Annotated in this window: 19 protein-coding genes, 1 other RNA gene and 1 pseudogene; 12 read left to right on the forward strand and 9 right to left on the reverse strand. The window is 73.9% G+C overall.

From position 1 onward, the window contains the following. Positions 1 to 89 precede the first annotated feature (89 nt). Genes ACIQZO_RS00530 through ACIQZO_RS00540 form a run of 3 tightly spaced genes read left to right on the forward strand, consistent with a single transcriptional unit; the run spans position 90 to position 3,989 of the window. Positions 90 to 2,222 carry an acyl-CoA dehydrogenase gene (locus ACIQZO_RS00530; RefSeq protein WP_403617888.1) on the forward strand — a complete coding sequence of 711 codons (2,133 nt, stop codon included), beginning with the start codon at positions 90 to 92 and terminating at the stop codon, positions 2,220 to 2,222. Between the two features lie 15 nt (positions 2,223 to 2,237). Continuing rightward, positions 2,238 to 3,428, forward strand: coding sequence for a lipid-transfer protein (locus tag ACIQZO_RS00535; protein WP_403617890.1), 1,191 nt, complete (start codon positions 2,238 to 2,240; stop codon positions 3,426 to 3,428). A gap of 45 nt (positions 3,429 to 3,473) precedes the next feature. Further along, on the forward strand, positions 3,474 to 3,989 hold the full coding sequence (locus ACIQZO_RS00540) for a hypothetical protein (RefSeq protein ID WP_403617892.1): 516 nt from the start codon (positions 3,474 to 3,476) through the stop codon (positions 3,987 to 3,989). A gap of 34 nt (positions 3,990 to 4,023) precedes the next feature. On the opposite strand, the gene ACIQZO_RS00545 is transcribed toward ACIQZO_RS00540, so the two are convergent. The 4 genes from ACIQZO_RS00545 to ACIQZO_RS00560 all read right to left on the reverse strand — a co-directional run bounded on the left by ACIQZO_RS00545 (position 4,024) and on the right by ACIQZO_RS00560 (position 5,918). Then, positions 4,024 to 4,449, reverse strand: coding sequence for a hypothetical protein (locus ACIQZO_RS00545; RefSeq protein WP_403617894.1), 426 nt, complete (start codon positions 4,447 to 4,449; stop codon positions 4,024 to 4,026). Between the two features lie 139 nt (positions 4,450 to 4,588). Next, on the reverse strand, positions 4,589 to 4,858 hold the full coding sequence (locus ACIQZO_RS00550; protein ID WP_403617896.1) for a hypothetical protein: 270 nt from the start codon (positions 4,856 to 4,858) through the stop codon (positions 4,589 to 4,591). Next, on the reverse strand, positions 4,845 to 5,390 hold the full coding sequence (locus tag ACIQZO_RS00555; protein WP_403617898.1) for an RNA polymerase sigma factor: 546 nt from the start codon (positions 5,388 to 5,390) through the stop codon (positions 4,845 to 4,847). Before ACIQZO_RS00555 ends, ACIQZO_RS00550 begins: the two co-directional genes overlap by 14 nt. 174 nt (positions 5,391 to 5,564) lie before the next feature. After that, positions 5,565 to 5,918, reverse strand: coding sequence for a DNA-binding response regulator (locus ACIQZO_RS00560; protein WP_403619150.1), 354 nt, complete (start codon positions 5,916 to 5,918; stop codon positions 5,565 to 5,567). Between the two features lie 285 nt (positions 5,919 to 6,203). Here ACIQZO_RS00560 and ACIQZO_RS00565 point away from each other — a divergent pair, with 285 nt between their 5' ends. Genes ACIQZO_RS00565 through ACIQZO_RS00575 form a run of 3 tightly spaced genes read left to right on the forward strand, consistent with a single transcriptional unit; the run spans position 6,204 to position 9,160 of the window. Further along, the gene (locus ACIQZO_RS00565) at positions 6,204 to 7,058 is read left to right on the forward strand and encodes a MaoC/PaaZ C-terminal domain-containing protein (protein WP_403617900.1); all 855 of its coding nucleotides are present in this window, start codon (positions 6,204 to 6,206) and stop codon (positions 7,056 to 7,058) included. 59 nt (positions 7,059 to 7,117) lie between these two features. Next, positions 7,118 to 8,194 (forward strand): Zn-dependent alcohol dehydrogenase, encoded by a 1,077-nt coding sequence (locus ACIQZO_RS00570; RefSeq protein ID WP_403617902.1) that lies wholly within the window; start codon positions 7,118 to 7,120, stop codon positions 8,192 to 8,194. A gap of 24 nt (positions 8,195 to 8,218) precedes the next feature. Then, on the forward strand, positions 8,219 to 9,160 hold the full coding sequence (locus ACIQZO_RS00575; RefSeq protein WP_403617904.1) for a 3-oxoacyl-ACP reductase: 942 nt from the start codon (positions 8,219 to 8,221) through the stop codon (positions 9,158 to 9,160). A 193-nt stretch (positions 9,161 to 9,353) separates the two neighbouring features. On the opposite strand, the gene ACIQZO_RS00580 is transcribed toward ACIQZO_RS00575, so the two are convergent. Next, a complete protein-coding gene (locus tag ACIQZO_RS00580) occupies positions 9,354 to 10,448 on the reverse strand; it encodes a hypothetical protein (RefSeq protein ID WP_403617905.1) in 1,095 nt (364 codons plus the stop codon). Positions 10,449 to 10,857: 409 nt separating this feature from the next. On the opposite strand from ACIQZO_RS00580, the gene ACIQZO_RS00585 reads away from it, so the two are divergent. Genes ACIQZO_RS00585 through ACIQZO_RS00595 form a run of 3 tightly spaced genes read left to right on the forward strand, consistent with a single transcriptional unit; the run spans position 10,858 to position 13,780 of the window. After that, on the forward strand, positions 10,858 to 11,718 hold the full coding sequence (locus ACIQZO_RS00585) for a Nif3-like dinuclear metal center hexameric protein (protein ID WP_403617907.1): 861 nt from the start codon (positions 10,858 to 10,860) through the stop codon (positions 11,716 to 11,718). Further along, on the forward strand, positions 11,715 to 12,458 hold the full coding sequence (locus ACIQZO_RS00590; protein ID WP_403619153.1) for a zinc ribbon domain-containing protein: 744 nt from the start codon (positions 11,715 to 11,717) through the stop codon (positions 12,456 to 12,458). The genes ACIQZO_RS00585 and ACIQZO_RS00590 overlap by 4 nt, the downstream gene beginning before the upstream one ends. Continuing rightward, positions 12,458 to 13,780 carry a bifunctional RNase H/acid phosphatase gene (locus ACIQZO_RS00595; protein WP_403617909.1) on the forward strand — a complete coding sequence of 441 codons (1,323 nt, stop codon included), beginning with the start codon at positions 12,458 to 12,460 and terminating at the stop codon, positions 13,778 to 13,780. Before ACIQZO_RS00590 ends, ACIQZO_RS00595 begins: the two co-directional genes overlap by 1 nt. 93 nt (positions 13,781 to 13,873) lie before the next feature. On the opposite strand, the gene ACIQZO_RS00600 is transcribed toward ACIQZO_RS00595, so the two are convergent. Together ACIQZO_RS00600 and rnpB are read right to left on the reverse strand one after the other, a co-directional pair. Next, positions 13,874 to 14,221 (reverse strand): hypothetical protein, encoded by a 348-nt coding sequence (locus ACIQZO_RS00600; protein ID WP_403617911.1) that lies wholly within the window; start codon positions 14,219 to 14,221, stop codon positions 13,874 to 13,876. Between the two features lie 171 nt (positions 14,222 to 14,392). Further along, positions 14,393 to 14,794: RNase P RNA component class A (gene rnpB / locus ACIQZO_RS00605), an RNA gene on the reverse strand. Positions 14,795 to 14,871: 77 nt separating this feature from the next. Between rnpB and ACIQZO_RS00610 the strand changes: the two are divergent. Next, positions 14,872 to 15,630 (forward strand): annotated as a pseudogene (locus ACIQZO_RS00610) (MerR family transcriptional regulator). After that, a complete protein-coding gene (locus ACIQZO_RS00615) occupies positions 15,627 to 16,463 on the forward strand; it encodes a hypothetical protein (RefSeq protein ID WP_403617913.1) in 837 nt (278 codons plus the stop codon). Before ACIQZO_RS00610 ends, ACIQZO_RS00615 begins: the two are co-directional and overlap by 4 nt. Here ACIQZO_RS00615 and ACIQZO_RS00620 read toward each other — a convergent pair. Beyond that, positions 16,460 to 17,902, reverse strand: coding sequence for an RNB domain-containing ribonuclease (locus tag ACIQZO_RS00620; RefSeq protein WP_403617915.1), 1,443 nt, complete (start codon positions 17,900 to 17,902; stop codon positions 16,460 to 16,462). The genes ACIQZO_RS00615 and ACIQZO_RS00620 overlap by 4 nt on opposite strands. Before the next feature lie 113 nt (positions 17,903 to 18,015). Here ACIQZO_RS00620 and yaaA point away from each other — a divergent pair, with 113 nt between their 5' ends. After that, on the forward strand, positions 18,016 to 18,819 hold the full coding sequence (gene yaaA / locus ACIQZO_RS00625) for a peroxide stress protein YaaA (protein WP_403617917.1): 804 nt from the start codon (positions 18,016 to 18,018) through the stop codon (positions 18,817 to 18,819). Between the two features lie 81 nt (positions 18,820 to 18,900). Here yaaA and ACIQZO_RS00630 read toward each other — a convergent pair whose 3' ends face one another. After that, positions 18,901 to 19,653: a bifunctional DNA primase/polymerase gene (locus ACIQZO_RS00630; protein ID WP_403617919.1), complete on the reverse strand. Its 753-nt coding sequence runs from the start codon at positions 19,651 to 19,653 to the stop codon at positions 18,901 to 18,903. Between the last annotated feature and the right edge of the window lie 107 nt (positions 19,654 to 19,760).

The raw sequence follows: 19,760 nt of genomic DNA on the forward strand, positions 1-19,760 counted from the left end.
GCTCCTGTGTCACTGCCGGTGCGGCCCGGCCGCATTCGAGCAGTCATCTGACCTTCCGTCAGATTGGAACGTGTTCTAGTCTGCCGCGCATGGGCATCGGAATCACGCAGGAACAGCGCGAGTTGGCCGAGGCGGTGCGCGGCTGGGTCGCGCGGGCCGTGCCTCCGGAGGAGGTCCGCAAGCTGCTCGACACCCCGCCGCAGACCGGGGCGCGGCCCGCCTACTGGGACGCGATGACCGCGCAGGGCCTGCTGGAGCCGCACCTCGACGGCGGGACCCTGCTCGACCTGGCCGTCGTCGTCGAGGAGGCCGCCCGGGCCGCGCTGCCCGGGGCGTACCTGCCGAGCGCGCTGGCCTCCGTACTGCTGGAGCGCGCCGGTGCCGAGGCCCTCTCCGGGCGGGTCGGGGCGGTCGCGCTCGGGCCCGGGACGCTGACCGCCGTGGCCGTCGAGGGCGGCGGGTACCTGCTCGACGGGGCCGCGCCGCCCGTGCTCGGCGCCGGCGAGGCCGACCTGGTGCTGCTCGCCGCCGAGGCCGCGCACGGCACCTGCTGGTTCGCCGTCGACGCCACCGCGCTGGACATCCGTACGCACGAGAGCGCCGACCCGACCCGGCCCACCGCCGAGGTGCGGGCGCGCGGGGTCGCCACCGCCCCCGACCGGCTGCTGGAACTGGACGCGGCGCTGGTCCGGGACCTGGCCTGCACGCTGTTCGCCGCCGACGCCTGCGGCACCGCGGCCTGGGCCCTGCACACGGCCGCCTCGTACGCGAAGGTGCGCGAGCAGTTCGGCCGGCCCATCGGGCAGTTCCAGGGCGTCAAGCACCTGTGCGCCGACATGCTGGTCCGCCTCGAACAGGCCCGCGCGCTGGCCTGGGACGCCGCACAGGCCATGGACGAACCCGCCGAGGTCCGCTCGCTGGTGGCCGCCCTCGCCGCCGGGACCGCCCTGGACGCCGCCTACTCCTGCGCCAAGGACTGCATCCAGATCCTCGGCGGTATCGGCTTCACCTGGGAGCACGACGCCCATATCTACCTGCGGCGGGCGCTCGTCGCCCGCCAGCTGCTGGGGCCCGGCGACGGGCACCGGGTCCGGGCCGTGCGGTGCGCGGCGGGCGGAGCGCGGCGCGAGCTGCGCCTGGAACTGCCGGCGCAGGCCCAGGCGTACCGCGCGAAGGCCCGTACCGCCATCGGGGACGCGCGCGGGCTCGACCCGGCGGCCGCCCGCCGGATCCTGGCCCCCACCGGCTACGCCGCCCCCTACCTGCCGCCCCCCTACGGGCTCGGCGCCGGGCCCGTCGAACAGCTCGTCGTCCAGCAGGAGCTGGCCGCGGCCGGGGTGGAGGTCGCCGACCTGGGGATCGCCACCTGGGTGGTGCCCTCACTCATCGCCTACGGAACGCAGGCGCAGCGGGAGGCCTACGCACTGCCGACGCTGCGCGGGGACCTCACCTGGTGCCAGCTCTTCTCGGAGCCCGGCGCGGGCTCCGACCTGGCCTCGCTGCGCACCCGTGCGGAGCGGCGGGAGGACGGCTCCTGGAAGGTCAACGGACAGAAGGTGTGGACGAGTTCCGCGCACAGTGCCGACTTCGGGATCCTGCTCGCCCGCACCGACCCGGACGCGCCCAAGCACAAGGGGCTCGGCTATTTCGTCGTCGACATGAAGAACACCCCCGGCATCGACATCCGGCCGCTCAAGGAGATCACCGGCGAGGCCCTCTTCAACGAGGTGTACTTCGACGACGTGGAGCTCCCGGCGGACGCCCTGGTCGGCGCGGCCGACGACGGCTGGAAGGTGGCCCGCAACACCCTCGGCAACGAACGCGTCCACATGGCCGACCAGATGACCTTCGACACCGGTCTGGAGGCGCTGCTCGCACGCGCCGCCGATCTCGACGGCACGTACAGGGCGCGGATCGGCGCGCTGGCCGCCGAGGCGCACGCCCTGGCCTGCATCGGGCTGCGCACCACGCTCCAGCAGGTGTCGGGGCTGGAGCCGGGCGCGGGCGCCTCCGTACGCAAACTCGTCCAGACCCCGCACCAGCAGCGGACCGCCGAGCTCGCGCTCGAACTGCTGGGGCCGGCGGGCGCGGTGCGGGAGGGGGCGGGGGAGCGGGCGGTGCACGGGATGCTCATGTCCCGCTGCCTGACCATCGCCGGGGGCACCACACAGGTCCAGCTCAATGTCGTCGCCGAGCGGATTCTCGGCCTCCCGAGGGACTGAAGGGACACCAGGGGCATGAAGTCGTACATCGTGGGCGTCGGCATGACGAAGTTCGAGAAGCCGGAGTCACGGGACTGGCAGTACTGGGACATGGCCAAGGAGGCCGGGACGGCGGCGCTCGCGGACGCGGGCGTGGACTACGGGCTCGTCGAACAGGTCCCGGTGGGCTACTGCTTCCAGGCCTCCACCGCCGGCCAGCGGGCGGCGTACGAACTGGGGCTGTCCGGGGTGCCGGTCTACAACGTCAACAACAACTGCGCGACGGGCTCGACGGCCCTGATGATGGCGCGGCAGTTCGTGGAGGGCGGGATCAACGACTGCGTGCTCGCGCTCGGCTTCGAGAAGATGAAGCGCGGCGCGTTGGGCGGGGGCGCCGACGGCGGCGATTTCAAGACCTCCCCGGTGGCCCGGCACTACGGGATCATGGCCGCGGGCCACGGCTTCGAGATGTCCCCGCCCACGGCGCAGATCTTCGGCAACGCGGCGCGGGAGCACATGGAGCGGTACGGGACCACGGCCGCGCAGCTCGCGATGGTGGGCGCGAAGAACCACCGGCATTCGGCGAACAATCCGAACGCGCAGTTCCAGGACGTCTACTCGGTGGAGGAGATCCTCGCGGCGAAGGAGATCCATGCGCCGCTGACGAAACTCCAGTGCTCGCCGACCTCGGACGGCGCCGCGGCGGCGCTGGTGGTGTCGGAGCGGTTCGTGGTGCGGCACGGGCTGCACGACAAGGCCGTGGAGATCGTCGGCCAGGCGATGACGACGGACACGGAGGCCTCGTTCGCGTCGGGCTCGTGCATCGACGTGGTCGGCAAGCCGATGACGGCGGCGGCGGCCCGGCAGGCGTACGAGGCGTCCGGGCTCGGGATCGAGGACGTGGACGTGGTGGAGCTGCACGACTGCTTCTCGATCAACGAGCTGCTGACCTACGAGGCGCTGGGCATGTGCGGGGACGGCGCCGCCGGGAAGCTGGTGGAGTCGGGCGCGACCACGTACGGGGGGCGGTGGGTGGTGAACCCCTCGGGCGGTCTGATCTCCAAGGGGCATCCACTGGGAGCCACCGGTCTGGCCCAGGCCGCCGAACTGGTCTGGCAGCTGCGCGGGGAGGCCGGCCCCCGCCAGGTCGCCGGCGCCCGGGTCGGCCTCGCCCACAACATCGGACTGGGCGGCGCGGCGGTGGTGACCCTGCTGCGGCGGGGATAGGAACGCGCTTTCGGCCACGGGGGCGGGGCGTTAGGCTCCGCCCCCGTGAGCGAGACACACGAGGCGTCCTTCAGCGCCACCGGCAGCCTGACCCGGGACGAGTACGACGAGGCCGCCCGCGCGGCGGGACATTTCCGCAGGGGCCGGGCGGTGGCCGCCCTCAGTACGGTCTTCCTCGCCGCGGCGGGCGTGACGCTGTCCTCCGACGGCCTCACCGTGCGGCCCGCCCTCCTCGGGATCGCGGCGGCGTACGGCCTCCTCGTGCTGGTGGTCCTGCCGCGGTGGGCGGTGGGCCGGGGCTTCCGCACGGGCAGGGCCGCCGAGGAGAAGCGGGTCGTGGTGGACGGCGCGGGCATCGAGGTGTTCCGCGGCGGGGAGTCGCAGCGGATGGTGTGGGACGAGGTGCGGTACTACCACGAGACGCCCCGGCTGCACGTGTTCGCGGGCCGCACGCGCCGCCGGACGTGTCTTGTGGCACTGCCCAAGCGGCTGTTCACCGACCGGGGCGTGAGCGAGCTCCTCGCCGCGTTCGGGCACGAGCGGGCCGGTGACCGCTCGTAGCCTCCCGGCCCGGTACCTCCCCGGCCCGGCCCGGTCAGAGCTTCTGGATGTCCTTGTGCACCACCTCGCCCAAGTGGTCGCCCGCCAGGCGCACCTTGAGCGGGTGGCCGGCCGGTGCCTTGATGATCTGGCCGGGGTGCTCCTCCAGGCCGGTGCCGTTGCAGGAGGGCTCGCTGGTCAGGTTGCTCCAGACGCCCCCGTCCCAGGGGTTGTTCCACGACACCCAGGCGCAGTCGCGCTCGCCGCCGGTGATGTACACCGAGAGGATCCTGACCGCGTTCACCTCGCCGTCGACGCGTTCGTAGAGCACCGTCCCGACGTTGTGGTGGAGGCCCTTTCCGGCCTCCAGGTCGACCCGGAGGACCGGGCCGGCCGGGGAGTCGGCAGCGGCCGGAGCCACACCTCCCGCGAGGGTGGCGAGCACGAGCGCGGCGGTGGCGGACAGGGCGGACATTCGCATGGTTTCTGCCTCCACGAAGCTGGATCGAGGCCTCTCATCCTGCTCCAGCGGGTGGGCGGGCGCTGCTGCGAAATCCGTCAATCGGTGGCCGGGACGGCACGGCCGGGCCCATGCGGACCCGCCCGCGCCCCCGCCGGGGTCAGCGGGAGGCCGGCTTCAGTTCGCACCGGCCGTCCGTGCACTCCCGTCGCAGTCGGCCGCGGGAGAGGGTCTGGGCCAGGCCGATCGCCCAGCACATCGGGCAGCCGCGCAGGGCCACCAGGCCGACCGGGGCGAGGGCCAGGGTGAGCGGTCCGTAGAGCGGCAGGAGCGCGAAGGCGCCGATCAGGCTGCCGAGGCCGACCGCGCCGCGGGCCAGGTGCCGGGGCAGGGTGGAACTCGCGAAGTCGGGGCCGTCAGTGGTCTTCATCGTCGCCTCCGAGCAGGGTGTCGTGGAGGGCCGCGCGGGCCCGGTGCAGCCGCGACTTCATCGCGGCGGTGCTGAGCCCGAGCGCATGGGCGGCCATCCGTCCGCTGTAGCCCTGGATGTCCCGCATGATCAGCACGCGCCGCTGGTCCTCGGGGAGGGCGGAGATCGCCCGCGCCACCCGGGCCGCCTCCAGGCGTTGCAGTACCTCTTCCTCGGCCGACCGCACGGCCGTGTCCGGCAGCGGAGCGCGCTCGCGCGGCGCCAGGCGGGCTCGGCGCAGGCACTCGTTGCGGACGATGCGGAACATCCACGAGGCCAGGGCGCCGGACGCGCGCAGCATCCCGACCTTGCGGTAGAGGATGATCAGCGCTTCCTGGGCCGCGTCCTCGGCGTCCTCGGGCGAGGCGCACAGCGAGTGCGCGAACCTCCGTACGTTCGGGTGCGAGCCGGAGACCAGCGCGGTCAGCGAATCGAGGTCCCCGCGCTGCGCGGCGAGGATCAGCGGCTCGGCGGGCCAGGTCGTCTCAGCCACGGGAGCGGCCCCGTCGGCGCAGCACGAGGACGGTGCAGGTGCAGAGCAGCAGAACGGCGACGGCGCCGGCAACGACAGCGATCATGAGAACCTCCGGGTCAGGTGCCGACCTGGGCGTCGGCACATGCATAAGAGGCGCCGGTGTCGGAAAAGGATTCACCCGGATTCAACCGGTCAACCCAGGGCCGGGTCCACCACCGTCTCGCCCGTCGACGCGCGGCGGATGCAGTCCGCCAGTTCCTCGACCCGCCCGTCGCGCAGCACCAGGCCCGCCGCGCCCGCGGCGAGGGCGGCCTCCGCCAGGCCCGGGTGCGCCGAGCCCGTGAGGACCAGCACCCGGCACTCCGGGTCGTCGGCCAGCAGGGCGGTCACGGCCGCGAGTTCCTCCACGAGGGCCACCGCGGGCCGGGCCATCGGGTCCCGTACGACCTCGATGTCCGGCTGGAGGCCGAGCTGGAGCGCCAGGGCCGGATTCGGCGGCTCCAGCAGGACGCGCAGGGCGCGGGCCGCACGGTGATCAACAGGCATTTGGTCCACGCGGGCAGGGTATGGCCCAAGCCGCCGGCGGGCCGGCAACACGCCCCGCACGCATCGGATCTGACGTGAAGTCAAGAGTCTTCCCAAGTGCGGGGGTGTGCGTTATACATTCCCTCACCGGCCGGTTCTAGAACGCGTTCTAGAACCGGCCCCGCATGCGACCTCGGTGCGGCCGACGGTGCGGACGGCCGCACCGAGGTCTTCCACAGCTCTTCCACAGCTCTTCAACGGCTCTTCCACGGCCCCGGTTCTCCAACGACAGGGAGCAGCATCCCCATGCCGATCGATGCCGCCAAGGCCCTCGCCGCCGACCCCCGTCTCGGGGAGATCGGCTGGGACCACAAGGACATCCAGCTCTACCACCTCGGCCTCGGCGCGGGCCGGCCGGCCACCGACCCGGACGAGCTGCGCTACACCCTCGAATCCAAGCTCCACGTCCTCCCCAGCTTCGCGACCGTCGCGGGCGCCGGGATGGCCATGATGGGCGGCCTCGCCGCACCCGGGATCGAGATCAACCTCGCCGCCGTCCTGCACGGCGGCCAGTCCATCGAGCTGCACCGGCCCATCCCCGTCAAGGGCAGCGCCACCTCCACCGCCAGGGTCGCGGCCCTCTACGACAAGGGCAAGGCCGCGGTCGTCGTCCTGCGCACCGAGGTGGCCGACGCCGACGGGCCGCTGTGGACCAGCGACGCGCAGATCTTCGTACGGGGAGAGGGCGGGTTCGGCGGCGAGCGCGGCCCCTCCGCCAAGGAGGAACTGCCCGAGCGCGCCCCCGACCGCGTCGAGGAGCGGCACATCCGCGAGGAGCAGGCGCTGCTCTACCGGCTCTCCGGCGACTGGAACCCGCTGCACGCCGACCCGGAGTTCGCCAAGCCGGCCGGCTTCGACCGGCCGATCCTGCACGGCCTGTGCTCGTACGGGATGACCCTCAAGGCCGTCGTGGACACGGTCCTGGGCGGGGACGTCTCCCGGGTCCGTGCCTACCGCACGCGCTTCGCCGGGATCGTCTTCCCCGGCGAGACGCTGCGCATCCGGATGTGGCAGGAGCCCGGCCGGGTGCTGGTGTCGGTGACCGCCGTCGAACGGGACGACGCGCCGGTCCTCGCCGACACCGTCGTCGAGCACGCGTAGGACACGAGAACGAGCACCGAGAACGAGTACGGACCGTACGAGACCCAAGGAGCCGCACCGTGCGCGCAGCACTGCAGAGCGAGATCGGCCAGGACAAGCTGGAGGTCGTCGACGACATGGAGGCCGTGGGCCTCGGCCCCGGCAAGGTGAGGATCCGGGTCAAGGCCACCGGCCTGTGTCACTCCGACCTCTCCGCGATGAGCGGCGTCCTGCCGCAGCCCGCCCCCTTCGTCCCGGGACACGAGGGCTCCGGGGTGATCGCCGACGTCGGTGACGGGGTCACCTCCCTCAAGCAGGGCGACCGGGTCCTCGTCTGCTGGCTGCCGCCGTGCGGGCACTGCCCGTCCTGCAAGCGCGGCCAGGGCCACCTGTGCCTGGCGAGCCTGGTCAACGCGGGCACCCCCAACTTCCGCCGCGCGGGCGGGGACATCTTCGGCTTCGCCGCGACCGGCACCTTCGCCGAGGAGCTCGTGGTCGACGCCGCGTGCGCCGTCCCGATCCCCGACGACGTGCCCTTCGACATCGCCGCGCTCATCGGCTGCGGGGTCACCACCGGCCTGGGCGCGGCCATCAACACGGCCAAGGTGGAGGCCGGCTCCTCGGTCGCCGTCATCGGCTGCGGCGGCGTCGGCATCTCCGTCATCCAGGGCGCCAAGGTCCAGGGCGCGGCCCAGGTCATCGCCGTCGACCCGGTCGAATCGCGCCGCGAGGCGGCCCTGAGGTTCGGGGCCACCGAGGCCGTGGGGCCGGAGGCCTTCGACGACGCCAAGAACCGGATCACCGGCGGCGAGGGCTTCGACTACGTCTTCGAGGTCGTCGGCAAGTCCGCCACCGCGCAGACCGCGTACAAGATGACCCGCCGCGGCGGCAGCGTGGTCATCGTCGGCGCCGGCGCGCTGGACGACAACTTCCAGATCGACATGTTCTCGCTCTTCTTCGACGAGAAGAAGATCCTGCCGTCGATGTACGGCGGCGGGGACGTGCTCCGTTCCTACGAGCGCACCATCGCGCTGTGGCGGGCCGGCCGGGTGGACCTGGCGAGCCTGATCACGCACCGGGTGCAGCTCGCCGAGATCAACGACGCGCTCGACCAGATGCGTACGGGCGTGGCCCTGCGCACCTGCATCGAAATCTGACCCGCTTCGAGAGGAACCGTACGGATGTCACTCCCACTTGAGGGGCTCTCCGCCATCGTCACGGGCGCGGGCCGCGGGCTCGGCCGCGCCGAGGCGATCGAGCTCGCGCGGCTCGGCGCGAGCGTGGTCGTCAACGACTTCGGCCAGCCGGGCCGGGACGGCTCCGGGGAGGCCTCGGCCGCCCCGGCGGAGGAGGTCGCCGAGGAGATCCGCACCGCGGGCGGCCGGGCGGTGGCGCACCTGGGCGACGTGGCCGACTTCGAGCAGGCGCGGGAGCTGGTCGAGCTGGCGGTGTCCAGCTTCGGGAAGCTGGACGTCCTGGTCAACAACGCGGGCATCCTGCGCGACCGGATGGTCTTCTCGATGTCGGAGGAGGAGTGGGACTCGGTGATCCGGGTCCACCTCAAGGGCCACTTCAACACCACGCACTTCGCGTCCGTGCACTGGCGCGAACGGTCCAAGGCGGCGGGCGGCCCGGTCTACGGCCGGATCGTCAACACCTCCTCCGAGGCCTTCCTCGGCGGCTCGGCCGGCCAGCCCAACTACGCGGCGGCCAAGGGCGGCATCGTGGGCCTGACCACCTCGACCGCGCTCGCGCTCGCCAAGTACGGGGTGACGGCCAACGCCATCTGCCCGCGCGCCCGCACCCGGATGACCGAGGACGTCTTCGCCGGCTTCGAGGTCCCGCAGGACGGCAAGCTGGACGCCCTCGCCCCCGAGCACGTCTCCCCGCTCGTCGGGTACCTGGCCTCGCCCGCCTCGGCCGGGGCCAACGGCCAGCTGTTCGTCGTGCACGGCGGGATCGTGGTCGTCATGGAACGCCCGAAGGTGGCCGCCAAGTTCGACACGGCCAAGGAATCCTTCTCCTACGAGGAGCTCGACGAGCTGCTCACCCCGCACTACGCGTCCCGCCCGGCGAACGAGACCTTCGCCGCGACCGAGGTACTGGGCCTCAAGCACGCCTAGGCCGTCTCTTTCGGATCTTGTCGGCCGGGCCCGCGGTGTCCGGTGCCGGGCGTCGGAAGGCGGAGGGTCGTCCTCGTACTGGACGTACGGGGGCGGGCCCGACAGCGCAGCGAGGTGCGGTGCCGGGCGTCGCGGGCCCGGCAGGATCCGGAAGAGACGGCCCAGGCGGCATCCCCCGCCGAGCGCTCCCGTCCTACCGTCCGGCCAGCGGCGCCTGCTGGAGGGGGACCGGGCGGGGGACGGTCGCCGCCGGTGGATCGAGGACCACCGGCGGATCGAGGACCACCGGCGGAGGAGGGGCGACCGGCAGGTTCATGCCGGCCATCCCGCAGGGCACCTCGGGGGTCGCGTACGGGAGGTGCAGGCGGCCCTGTGGGCTCCACAGGCCGCTGCCGCCGAGCCACCCGGCCGGTGCGCCGATCCGGAAGGCATGCCGGTCGGCGGGGCGCCACAGCCCCACGTCGCCCCCGGTCAGCCGCAGTGCCACCCCGCAGGTCTCCGGCATCAGGGCCTGGCCGGGCTGGACCGCGAACGGGCGGGCGTCCCCCAGCCGGGCCAGGCACTCCGGGAAGCGGACGGGCAGGGAGCTGCCCAGCACCCCCCAGCCGAGGCGCGCTTCGCCCGGTGCGTCGGAGCGGATCAGCAGCAGCCCGCTGTCGGGGTCGGCCAGCAGCAGCAGGTCGTCGCTGTCCTCGGTGATCTGCAGCAGCGGGGAGACCCCGCCCAGCGCCAGGTCGACGACGACGGCCTTGGTGGTGCCGTCCAGCTCGCGGTCCAGGGCCAGCAGCCGGCCCGCCCGGTCCAGCCAGACGCCCCCCGAGCAGCGTCCCCCGATCCGGGCGACGGGCGTCGGGCCGAAGGGAGCCCCGGTCACCTGCCAGACCGTGGTCACGGTGTCCTCCGAGGCCAGGGCGAAGGCACAGGAACCGTCCGGGGACGGCGGGAGCAGGCGCACCCGTACCCCGTCCTGCGCCTCCACCCCGCCCAGTTGGAGCTCCCCGGTGCGCGGGCCGCTCGCGGCGCCCGTCGGGTACAGCAGTGCGAAGGCGTGCCGCTCGGCCACCCGCCGGTGGATCAGGACCCGCCCGTCGGCCAGCGGCAGCACCTCGCTGTCCGCCTCCTCGGGCTGCGCGAGCGGCAGCGGTACCGCGTACGCCTCGGGCCCGGCCAGGGTCCAGCGCTCCGCGTAGAGCGACTCGCCCTCCCCGGCCAGCCGGGCGGCGTACGACCCGTCCGCGGCGATGGTGAACGCGGCCGTGGTCGTCATTTCGATGGCACAGACAGTCATCCGTGGTCACCTCCGGGGTGAAGCTAGTTTTCGGGCAACCTGGCGAACAACACCACCAACACCGCTTCACACATACGGGTGTCCGCTCGGCGATTCGCGCGTGGCGGACGAGGCGATTGTGCTGGGCGGCCACCGCCGTCGTCCTCACCGCGGTCGCCGCGCAGTGCGGCGAGGAGTGTGGCAAGGAGTGCGGAGAAGCCGGCCGCCACGGGTCCACCGCCGCCCCGGGGCGGCGGCCGTGCGGCAGGGCCGGGCCGAGGGCGTACCGGGCGGGCCCCGGCACCCGCGCCCCGCCGTGACCGCCGCCGACCGGGTCCCGGGCGACCTGCGCGGCGTCCCGGGCGCGCGGCGCCGGATGGGGCCGGACGGGGATGACCGGGACGATCGCCCCGGACGGTAGCCTTGGCCCGTGCCCCGTCTCTCTGAAGTCATCGCCGCGCTGGACGCTCTCTGGCCCCCCTCGCGGGCCGAGCAGTGGGACGCCGTCGGAACCGTCTGCGGCGACCCCGACGCCGAGGTCAGCCGGGTCCTGTTCGCCGTGGACCCCGTCCAGGAGATCGCCGACGAGGCGGTCAAGCTGGGCGCCGACCTGATCATCACCCACCACCCCCTCTACCTGCGGGGCACCACCACCGTCGAGGCCGGCACCTTCAAGGGCCGCGTCGTGCACACGCTGATCAAGAACGACATCGCGCTGCACGTCGCCCACACCAACGCCGACACCGCCGACCCCGGAGTCTCCGACGCCCTCGCCGGCGCCCTGGACCTGCGCATCACCGGCCCGCTGGTGCCCGACCCCAGCGACCCCGAGGGCCGCCGGGGCCTGGGCCGGATCTGCGAACTGGACCACCCCGAGACCCTCCGCGAGTTCGCCGCGCGCGCCGCGGCCTGGCTGCCGCCGACCGCCCAGGGCATCCGCGTGGCCGGCGACCCGGACATGCCGGTCCGCCGTGTCGCCGTCAGCGGCGGCTCCGGAGACAGCCTCTTCGAGCAGGTCCGCGCGGCCGGTGTGGACGTGTTCCTGACCGCCGACCTGCGCCACCACCCGGCGTCCGAGGCCCGGGAGACGAGCCGCCCGCTGGCCCTCGTCGACGCCGCCCACTGGGCCACCGAGTGGCCCTGGTGCGAGCAGGCGGCCGCGCAGCTCGACGCCATCTCCGAGCGCCACGGCTGGGGTCTGCGTACCCACGTCTCGCACACGGTCACCGACCCGTGGACGGCCCACGCGCCGTCCGTCACACCCCCTTCTATCTCTGGAGCCCCCAACTGAACGCCGAGCCCGCCGACCAGATCCGACTTCTCGACGTCCAGGCGCTGGACGTCCGGCTGTCTCAGCTCGCCCACAAGCTCAAGTCGCTGCCCGAGCACGCCGAGCTCGACTCGCTGACCAAGGACCTGGCGCAGCAGCGCGACCTGCTGGTCGCCGCCCAGACCCAGGCGAGCGACACCGCGCGCGAGCAGACCAAGGCGGAGCAGGACGTGGACCAGGTGCGCCAGCGCGCCGTCCGCGACCAGCAGCGGCTCGACTCGGGCGTGGGCATCTCGGCCCGGGACCTGGCGAACCTGCAGAGCGAGGTCGTCTCCCTCGCCAAGCGCCAGGGTGACCTGGAGGACGTGGTCCTGGAGGTCATGGAGCGCCTGGAAGGTGCGCAGGAGCGCGTCACCGGGCTCACCGAGCGCGTCTCCGCCCTGGAGGCCAAGACCACGGACGCCACCGCGCGCCGGGACGCGGCCACCGCCGAGATCGACGCCGAGGTCGCCAAGGTCACCAAGGACCGCGAGGTCATCGTCGGGTCCATGCCGGCCGACCTGATGGCGCTGTACGAGAAGATCCGCGTCAAGCAGGGCGGGGTCGGCGCCGCGCGCCTCTACCAGCGCCGCTGCGAGGGCTGCCGGCTGGAGCTGGACATGGCCGAGGTCAACGAGATCAAGGCCGCGGCCCGCGACCAGGTCGTCCGTCACGAGAACTGCGGCCGCATCCTGGTCCGTACGGCCGACTCGGGCATCTGATGCCGAGCCCTGTCCGGTTCGTCGTGGAGGCGGACGGCGGGTCCCGGGGCAACCCCGGGCCCGCCGGCTACGGCGCGGTGGTGCTCGACCCGGCGACGGGCGAGACCCTGGCCGAGCGTGCCGAGTACATCGGCGTCGCGACGAACAACGTGGCGGAGTACAAGGGCCTGATCGCCGGGCTCGCGGCCGCCCGTGACCTGGCGTCCGACGCGCAGGTCCTGGTCCGGATGGACTCGAAGCTGGTCGTCGAGCAGATGTCGGGCCGCTGGAAGATCAAGCACCCGGACATGAAGCCGCTCGCCGCCGAGGCCGCGCGGATCCTGCCGCGCGCCCAGGTGACGTACGAGTGGATCCCGCGCGAGCGCAACAAGCACGCTGACCGGCTCGCCAACGAGGCGATGGACGCGGGCAAGCGCGGCGAGCAGTGGGAGCCGTCGGCCTCCACGGCCGCCCTCGACCACGGCGCCGCGCGCGCCCTGGCCACCCCGCCGGCGCCGTCGGGCCCGCCCGGTGACGCGGCGAAGGGGGCCGCGGCGGTCCGTGCGGCGCTGGCCGCGTCCTCCGGAGCCACGTCCACGGCACCGGAGCTCGCCGGCACGCTGTTCGCCGACGCCGAGGCCATGGCGGACGCGATCGAGCCCTGCCTCGACTCCGACGCCCCGGCGGTGGCGACCGGTACCGGCTGGGGCCCGGACATGGGCGCCCCCGCGACCTTCGTCCTGCTGCGCCACGGCGAGACCGCCCTCACCCCGCAGAAGCGCTTCTCCGGCAGCGGCGGCAGCGACCCCGAACTGTCCCCGGCGGGTCTGCGCCAGGCCGCTGCCGTGGCCGAGTCGCTGGCGGCCCGCGGCACCGTCCAGACGGTCATCAGCTCCCCGCTGCGCCGCTGCCGGGAGACGGCCCAGGCCGTCGCGGTCCGCCTCGGGCTCACCGTGACGGTCGAAGACGGCCTGCGCGAGGTGGACTTCGGGGCGTGGGAGGGCCTGACCTTCGCCGAGGTGCAGCAGCGCTTCCCGGCCGACCTCCAGGCCTGGCTGGACTCCCCGAAGGCGGCCCCCACGGGCGGCGGCGAGAGCTTCATGGCCGCCACCCGCCGGATCTCGGCGACCCGCGACCGCCTGCTGTCCGCGCACGCGGGCCGCACGGTCCTGCTGGTCACCCACGTGACCCCGGTCAAGATCCTGGTCCGCCTGGCCCTGGGCGCCCCGCCGGAGGCCCTGTTCCGGATGGAACTCTCGGCGGCCTCCCTCTCGGCGGTGGCCTACTACGCGGACGGCAACGCCTCGGTCCGCCTCCTGAACGACACCTCCCACCTGCGGTAGCCGCCGCCCCCGCAGAGGGAAAGGCCCCCGCCGACGGAGCTCCGTCGGCGGGGGCCTTCTGCGTGCGCCCCCGCGCCCGCATCCGTGTCCCGGTCAGGGCGCGGGCTTGAAGGGGCCGAGGGCCTCCATGGCCCGGTCGAGCTCGCGGCGCATGTTATGGGCCTGGGCCCGGGCGGACTGGACCGCGCCGCCCGCCCGCCGTGCGTACGGGCGGGGCGGATGCCCGTCCGGTGGGGTCCAGTCGCCCTTGTCCCGCCGGCCGATGTGGGCCTCCAGATGCTGCAACGCGTCCTCGAGATGGCGGGCGAGTTCGCGCAGGTTCCCGGTCACGACAGCGATCTCGGCGGGGGTCGCATAGGCCTTGTGGAGGTCGGTGGTCGCTTCGGCGAGGTCGCGCATGTGCGCGGCGGCCGCGGCCGCTCGGGCAGCGTGATCGGTCATGTGGCTGAGAGTGCCGCATCGGCCGGACTGCGGGAAGGCGTGTGCACCGACTGCCGGGATCCGGCGGCGGGGGCCGCCGTTCGAGCCCGCTGTCGCCCGCCGGCGAAGGCCGGGCCGGGCCGCTGGTGAGCGGGGCGGGGGCCCCACTGCCCCGAGGGGGAGTGGAGAGGGCAGACGAGTCGGCCTGTACGCCGGGTTCTGTCGCCCGGAGACCTCGCGGTCGCCGGGGAGACGGCCATCCATCTAGGACCGGTGTTGCCACCGGCCTCGTGCGGTCTACCCGCGAACTCGGGCGGGCAGCCCTCGAGCGTTCGCGCAGACCCGTCCGGGGACGGATCCTCTTGACCTTGCTCCGGGTGGGGTTTACCTAGCCGCCTGAGTCACCTCAGGCGCTGGTGGTCTCTTACACCACCGTTTCACCCTTACCGAGGGCCGAAGCCCCTGGCGGTCTGTTTTCTGTGGCACTGTCCCGCGGGTTACCCCGGGTGGGCGTTACCCACCACCCTGCCCTGTGGAGCCCGGACGTTCCTCGGCGGGATCCGAGGATCCCGACGCGGCCGCCCGGCCGACTCGTCTGCCGTGGCGACCATGTTACCCGTGGCGACGACCTCACTTGACCTTGACGTAGCGGCAAGGTTTCTACTGGGGGCATGCGGATCGGAGAGATCGCAGCGGTCGTCGGGCTCACCACCGGGCGATCCGGCACTACCACCATGTCGGGCTGCTCCCGGAACCGGAGCGGCGCCTGGGGGCACCTCCCAGCGGTAGCTGGGGGAGGCTACCGGGCCTACAGCCTCCGTGACGCCGTCCTGCTGGCCCGCGTACGCCGGCTCACCGAGCTCGGGCTCAGCCTCGACGAGGTACGGGACGTCCTCGCGGACGACGCCGGGCGCGAACTGGCCGACGTCCTCAAGGAACTCGACGCCGACCTGGCCCGGCAGGAGGCCGAGATCCATGAGCGCAGGCGCCGGCTCGCGGTGCTGCTCGCCGCCGGGCCGGGGGAGGCCGAGCCCCTCTCGCCCGCGCTCGCCGAGCTGTTGGCGAAGGCACCCCGGACCGACTCCCCGACCGCCGCCAAGGACCGCGAACACCTGATCCTCCTCGACGCCGCGGGCGCCGGAGGCCAGGAGGTCTACGCCGCGCTCGGCCCGCTCGCCGCGGATCCCGCCGTGCTCGCGCTGTACGAGCGGCTCGACGACCTCGCCGACGCGGCCGTGGACGACCCGCGGATCCCGCCCCTCGTGGCAGAGCTGGTGGCGGCCGTCCCCGACGAGGTGTTCGCCGCGATCCCCGCCGACGGGGCGGTCGTGGCCGGGTTCAAGGAGGCGCTGCTCGCCGAGTACGCGCCCGCGCAGGCGGAAGTCGTCCGCCGCGTCATGGAGGCGTTCATCGAGAGGGGGCGGGGATGACCCGCATACGGGCGGCGCGGATCGCCGTCACCGCTGTCGTACCGGCGGAGCTGGCGCTCGTGGTGTGCCTGGCCGCCGGGGTGCGCCTGCCCGGGTGGGCACTCGCCGCCACCGAGGCGCTCCTCGTCGCCGTGCTGCTGCTGGAGGCCTGGGTCCTGCACGGCCTCTACGCCGCCGAGCGGGCCCGCGGCGCCGACCCCCGGGCGGCCCGGCGTGCGGCGGTGCGGGCCGTGGTCCCGGTGCAGGTGCGGCGGCTGGTGCTGCACGAGCTGCGCTCCACCGCCTCCCTCGGCCGGTGGGCCGTACGCGGGAGGCACGGGGTGCGCCCCGGGGACCTCGCCGCCGCGTACACCGGCCCGCAGACGGCCCTGATGTACGGGATGCTCTTCGTGTCGGTGATCGAGACGGTCGGTCTGGCCGTGCTCATCCCCTGGCCCGCGGTGCACCGGGTGGTGCTCGTGCTGGACGTGTACGGAATCCTGTTCGTCCTCGCCCTGCACGCCGCGTGCGTGACCCGGCCGCACGTGGTCCGTCCGGACGGCTCCCTGCGGATCCGTTACGGGGCCCTGTTCGACCTCGTCGTGCCGCCGGACGCGGTGGCCGCGGTCCGGGTGGACCGCCGCTATCCCGAGGGCCGGCTCGTTACGCTGTCCGAGGACGGGGTGCTCGACCTCATCGTCGGCAGCCAGACCTCCGTCACCCTCGAGCTGAACCGGCCGCTGCGCTTCACCCGGCCGCTCGGCGCCACGGGCGAGGCGCGGACCGTCCGCTTCCACGCCGACGACCCGCGCGCGCTGGTCACCGCCCTGCGCCGGCAGCCCGCCGGAGCCTAGGCCAGCGCGAAGAGGATCTTCGATGTGCCCGGGTCGGCCTCCGTCAGGCGGACCCGGATCCGGTCGCCCAGCGGCAGGGCCAGGGAAGTGGACTCGACGCGGCCGACCACCGCCGGGTCCTCCAGGTGGACCGTGCCCAACAGCGGCTCCCGGTCCCTGACCTCGATGACCGTGGCCTCGAAGGTCTCCCCGACCCGGTCCTTCAGCACGGCTGCCTCGACGAGGTCCACGGACTCCCGCTCCACGGCGTTCGCCAGCCGCGTGCCCGCCGCCATCTCCTCCGGGAGCGCGGGGAGCGCCGCGAGCACCCAGTCCGGCGGTTCGGTCCCGGCGGCCGCCGCCACGCACAGCTCGCCGGCGTACCGGTCGACGAGCCGGCGCAGCGGCGCCGTGCAGTGCGTGTACGGGGCCGCCACCGCGGAATGGATCGCCGGGTCTGGGCTGTCACCGCCGGTGAAGGCGGTGTAGCCGGCGCCGCGCAGCAGGGCCGTGCACTCCTGGAGGAAGGCGGCGTGGGCGGGGCGGTGCGGGTCGAGGGAGCGCACGAGTTCGGCGTACGGGACGTGGTGCGGCCAGTCGATCCGCAGGGCCTTCGCCGTTCGCCGGAGCCTGCCGACCGCGCCGTCGGGGGCGCTGGGCAGGGTGCGCAGGACGCCCGTACCGGTGGCCAGCATCAGATCCGCCGCGGCCATGCCGGTCATCAGGGAGATCTGCGCGTTCCAGCCGTCGGCGGGCAGCGGGGCGCGGTAGGCCAGGGAGTACGTGCCGTCGTGCTCGACGACCTCCTGCTCGGGCACGTTGAGGGAGATGCCGCCGCGGGCCTGTTCCAGGGCCTCGCGGAGCCGGCCGATGTCCTTCAGGAGGGCGAGCGGCTCCTCCGCCGTACCGGTGTCGATGGCCTTCTGGACGCCGTCGTAGTCGAGTTTGGCCCGGCTGCGGATCAGAGCGCGGCCCACGTCCACGGTCTCGACCCGGCCGTCGGGGTCCAGGTCGAACCGCCACACCAGCGCCGGGCGGACCTGGTCGGGCAGCAGGCTGGCCGCGCCCTCGGAGATTACGGCCGGGTGCAGCGGGACCCTCCCGTCGGGGAAGTAGAGGGTGGTCACGCGGCGGTGGGCCTCGGCGTCGAGCGCGCCGCCGGGGGTCACGAAGGCGGCGACGTCGGCGATGGCATAGCGGACCGTGTAGCCGCCGCCGGGGCGCTTCGCCAGGTGCATGGCCTGGTCGAGGTCGACGGAGGTCGGCGGGTCGATCGTGAAGAAGGGGACGTCCGTGCTGTCCAGGTCGGGGAGCCGGGGGTGCTCCGCCGCGTGCTCGGCCTCCGTGAGGACCGCCGCCGGGAACGCCTGCGGCACCTCCAGCTTCGTCCGCAGTTCACGCAGCGCGGCCCGCAGAGCAGCCCCGTCTGCGCCGGTCATGTGCATCTGACGGCGTGGCATGCGTCGAGCCTAGGGGTGGTGGGCCCGGACGGCACGGCGAGCGGGTGCCGCGGACGTCTACCCTGGCTCGGGGGCCGCCCCCCCCCGCGACGCCGTACTGAAGGAGAACCACCGTGCTCGTGCTGCTGCCGCCGTCCGAGGGAAAGGCCGCCGGCGGCTCCGGCGCACCCCTGAAGCCGGAGACGCTGTCGCTGCCCGGTCTGGCCCCGGCCCGTGCGGCGGTGCTGGAGGAGCTGGTCGAGCTGTGCGCGGCGGACGAGCCGAAGGCGCGCGAAGTACTGGGCCTGAGCGAGGGCCTGCGCGGCGAGGTCGCCAAGAACGTGGAGCTGTACACGGCCGGTGCCCGGCCGGCGGGCGAGATCTACACGGGCGTGCTCTACGACGCGCTCGGCCTGGCCGATCTGCCCGTGGCGGCGCGGGCCCTGGCGCAGGACTCGCTGCTCGTCTTCTCGGGGCTGTGGGGCGCGGTCCGGATCACCGACGCGATCCCCTCGTACCGCTGCTCGATGGGCGTGAAGCTGCCCGGGCTGGGCGCGCTCGGCGCGTACTGGCGGGGGCCGATGGCGGAGGTCCTGCCGGAGGCGGCCGGTGACGGGCTGGTGCTGGACCTGCGGTCGGCGGCGTACGGGACCGCGTGGAAGCCGAAGGGCGAGGTGGCGGGGCGGACCGCGACCGTCCGCGTGCTGCACTCGCAGCTGGTGGACGGGGTGGAGAAGCGGTCGGTGGTGAGCCACTTCAACAAGGCGACGAAGGGGCGGCTGGTACGGGACCTGCTGACGGCGGGGGCCGTGCCGACCGGGCCCGCGGAGCTGGTCACGGCCCTGCGGGACCTGGGGTACATGGTCGAGGCCGAGGCCCCCGCGAAGGCGGCGAAGGCCTGGTCCCTCGACGTGGTCGTGACGCAGATCCACCACTGACGCCGGCGCGGGCGCGGCGCCGTGGCCGGGGGCGCCGCCTCCGGACCCCCGCGCCTGGAACGCCTGCGGGGCCGGAGGGCGTCAGCCGCGGCCCAGGGGCCAGGCGACGGTGGCCGGGGCGCGGTCCGTGGTGTCCGCGTAGGCGGCGCAGGCGTCCGTCAGGGTTTCCAGCAGGGTGAGCGGGTCCGGGAGGGTGTGTTCGATGCCGCGGATCCAGCTCACCGCCTGGTCACCGGGCAGGGCCGCCGGCGGGACCAGGACGTAGCTGCCGCGGCAGTGCCAGCGCAGGCCCGGGTGTTCGTCCATCGTCTCGGGGTGGCAGTCCAGCGCGCACGGCCACCACTCGTCCTCGTCCTCGGGGGTGCCGCGGGTGGCGGTGAAGAAGAGCATCCGGGCCTGGTCGCCGGTGCCGCCCGATTCGGCGACGGGGCCGACCTCGATCCCGGCCTCCAGCAGGCGGGCCAGGGCGTCCGTGCCGGCTTCCAGCGGGACGTCGAGCACGTCGTGGACCATGCCGGTCGCGGTGATGAAGTTGGCCTGGGGCTCATTGCGCGCCCAGCGTTCGACCTGTGCGCGGTCGGTGGTCGACTGGGTCTGCCAGGCGAAGGAGACGGGGTGCCGTGCGGGCGTCGGACAGCCGATCCGGTCGCACGAACATCGGTAACCGGCGGGATGGGCGGCGGGGGCGAGCGGCAGGCCCGCGGCGGCGACGCCCAGGAGGAGCGCTTCGCGCTCGGCCACCGGGTCCTCGGCGGTGGGTTTCTGCCGCCGGCGCAGCCACTGGGAAATCCTGCTCTGCTCGCCGCGTTTGACGCGGCCGGACTCAGACCCCATCTACCCCTCACCTCACCGTATCCCCGGCGGACCAACCCATGGTCCCACCATCCTGAGCCCCGGGTGACCGCTCTCGATGACCGGGGGGCGGCAGAGGGGTGGCCGGA

This window comes from Streptomyces sp. NPDC097617 (genome assembly GCF_044761485.1).
Lineage (GTDB): Bacteria > Actinomycetota > Actinomycetes > Streptomycetales > Streptomycetaceae > Streptomyces.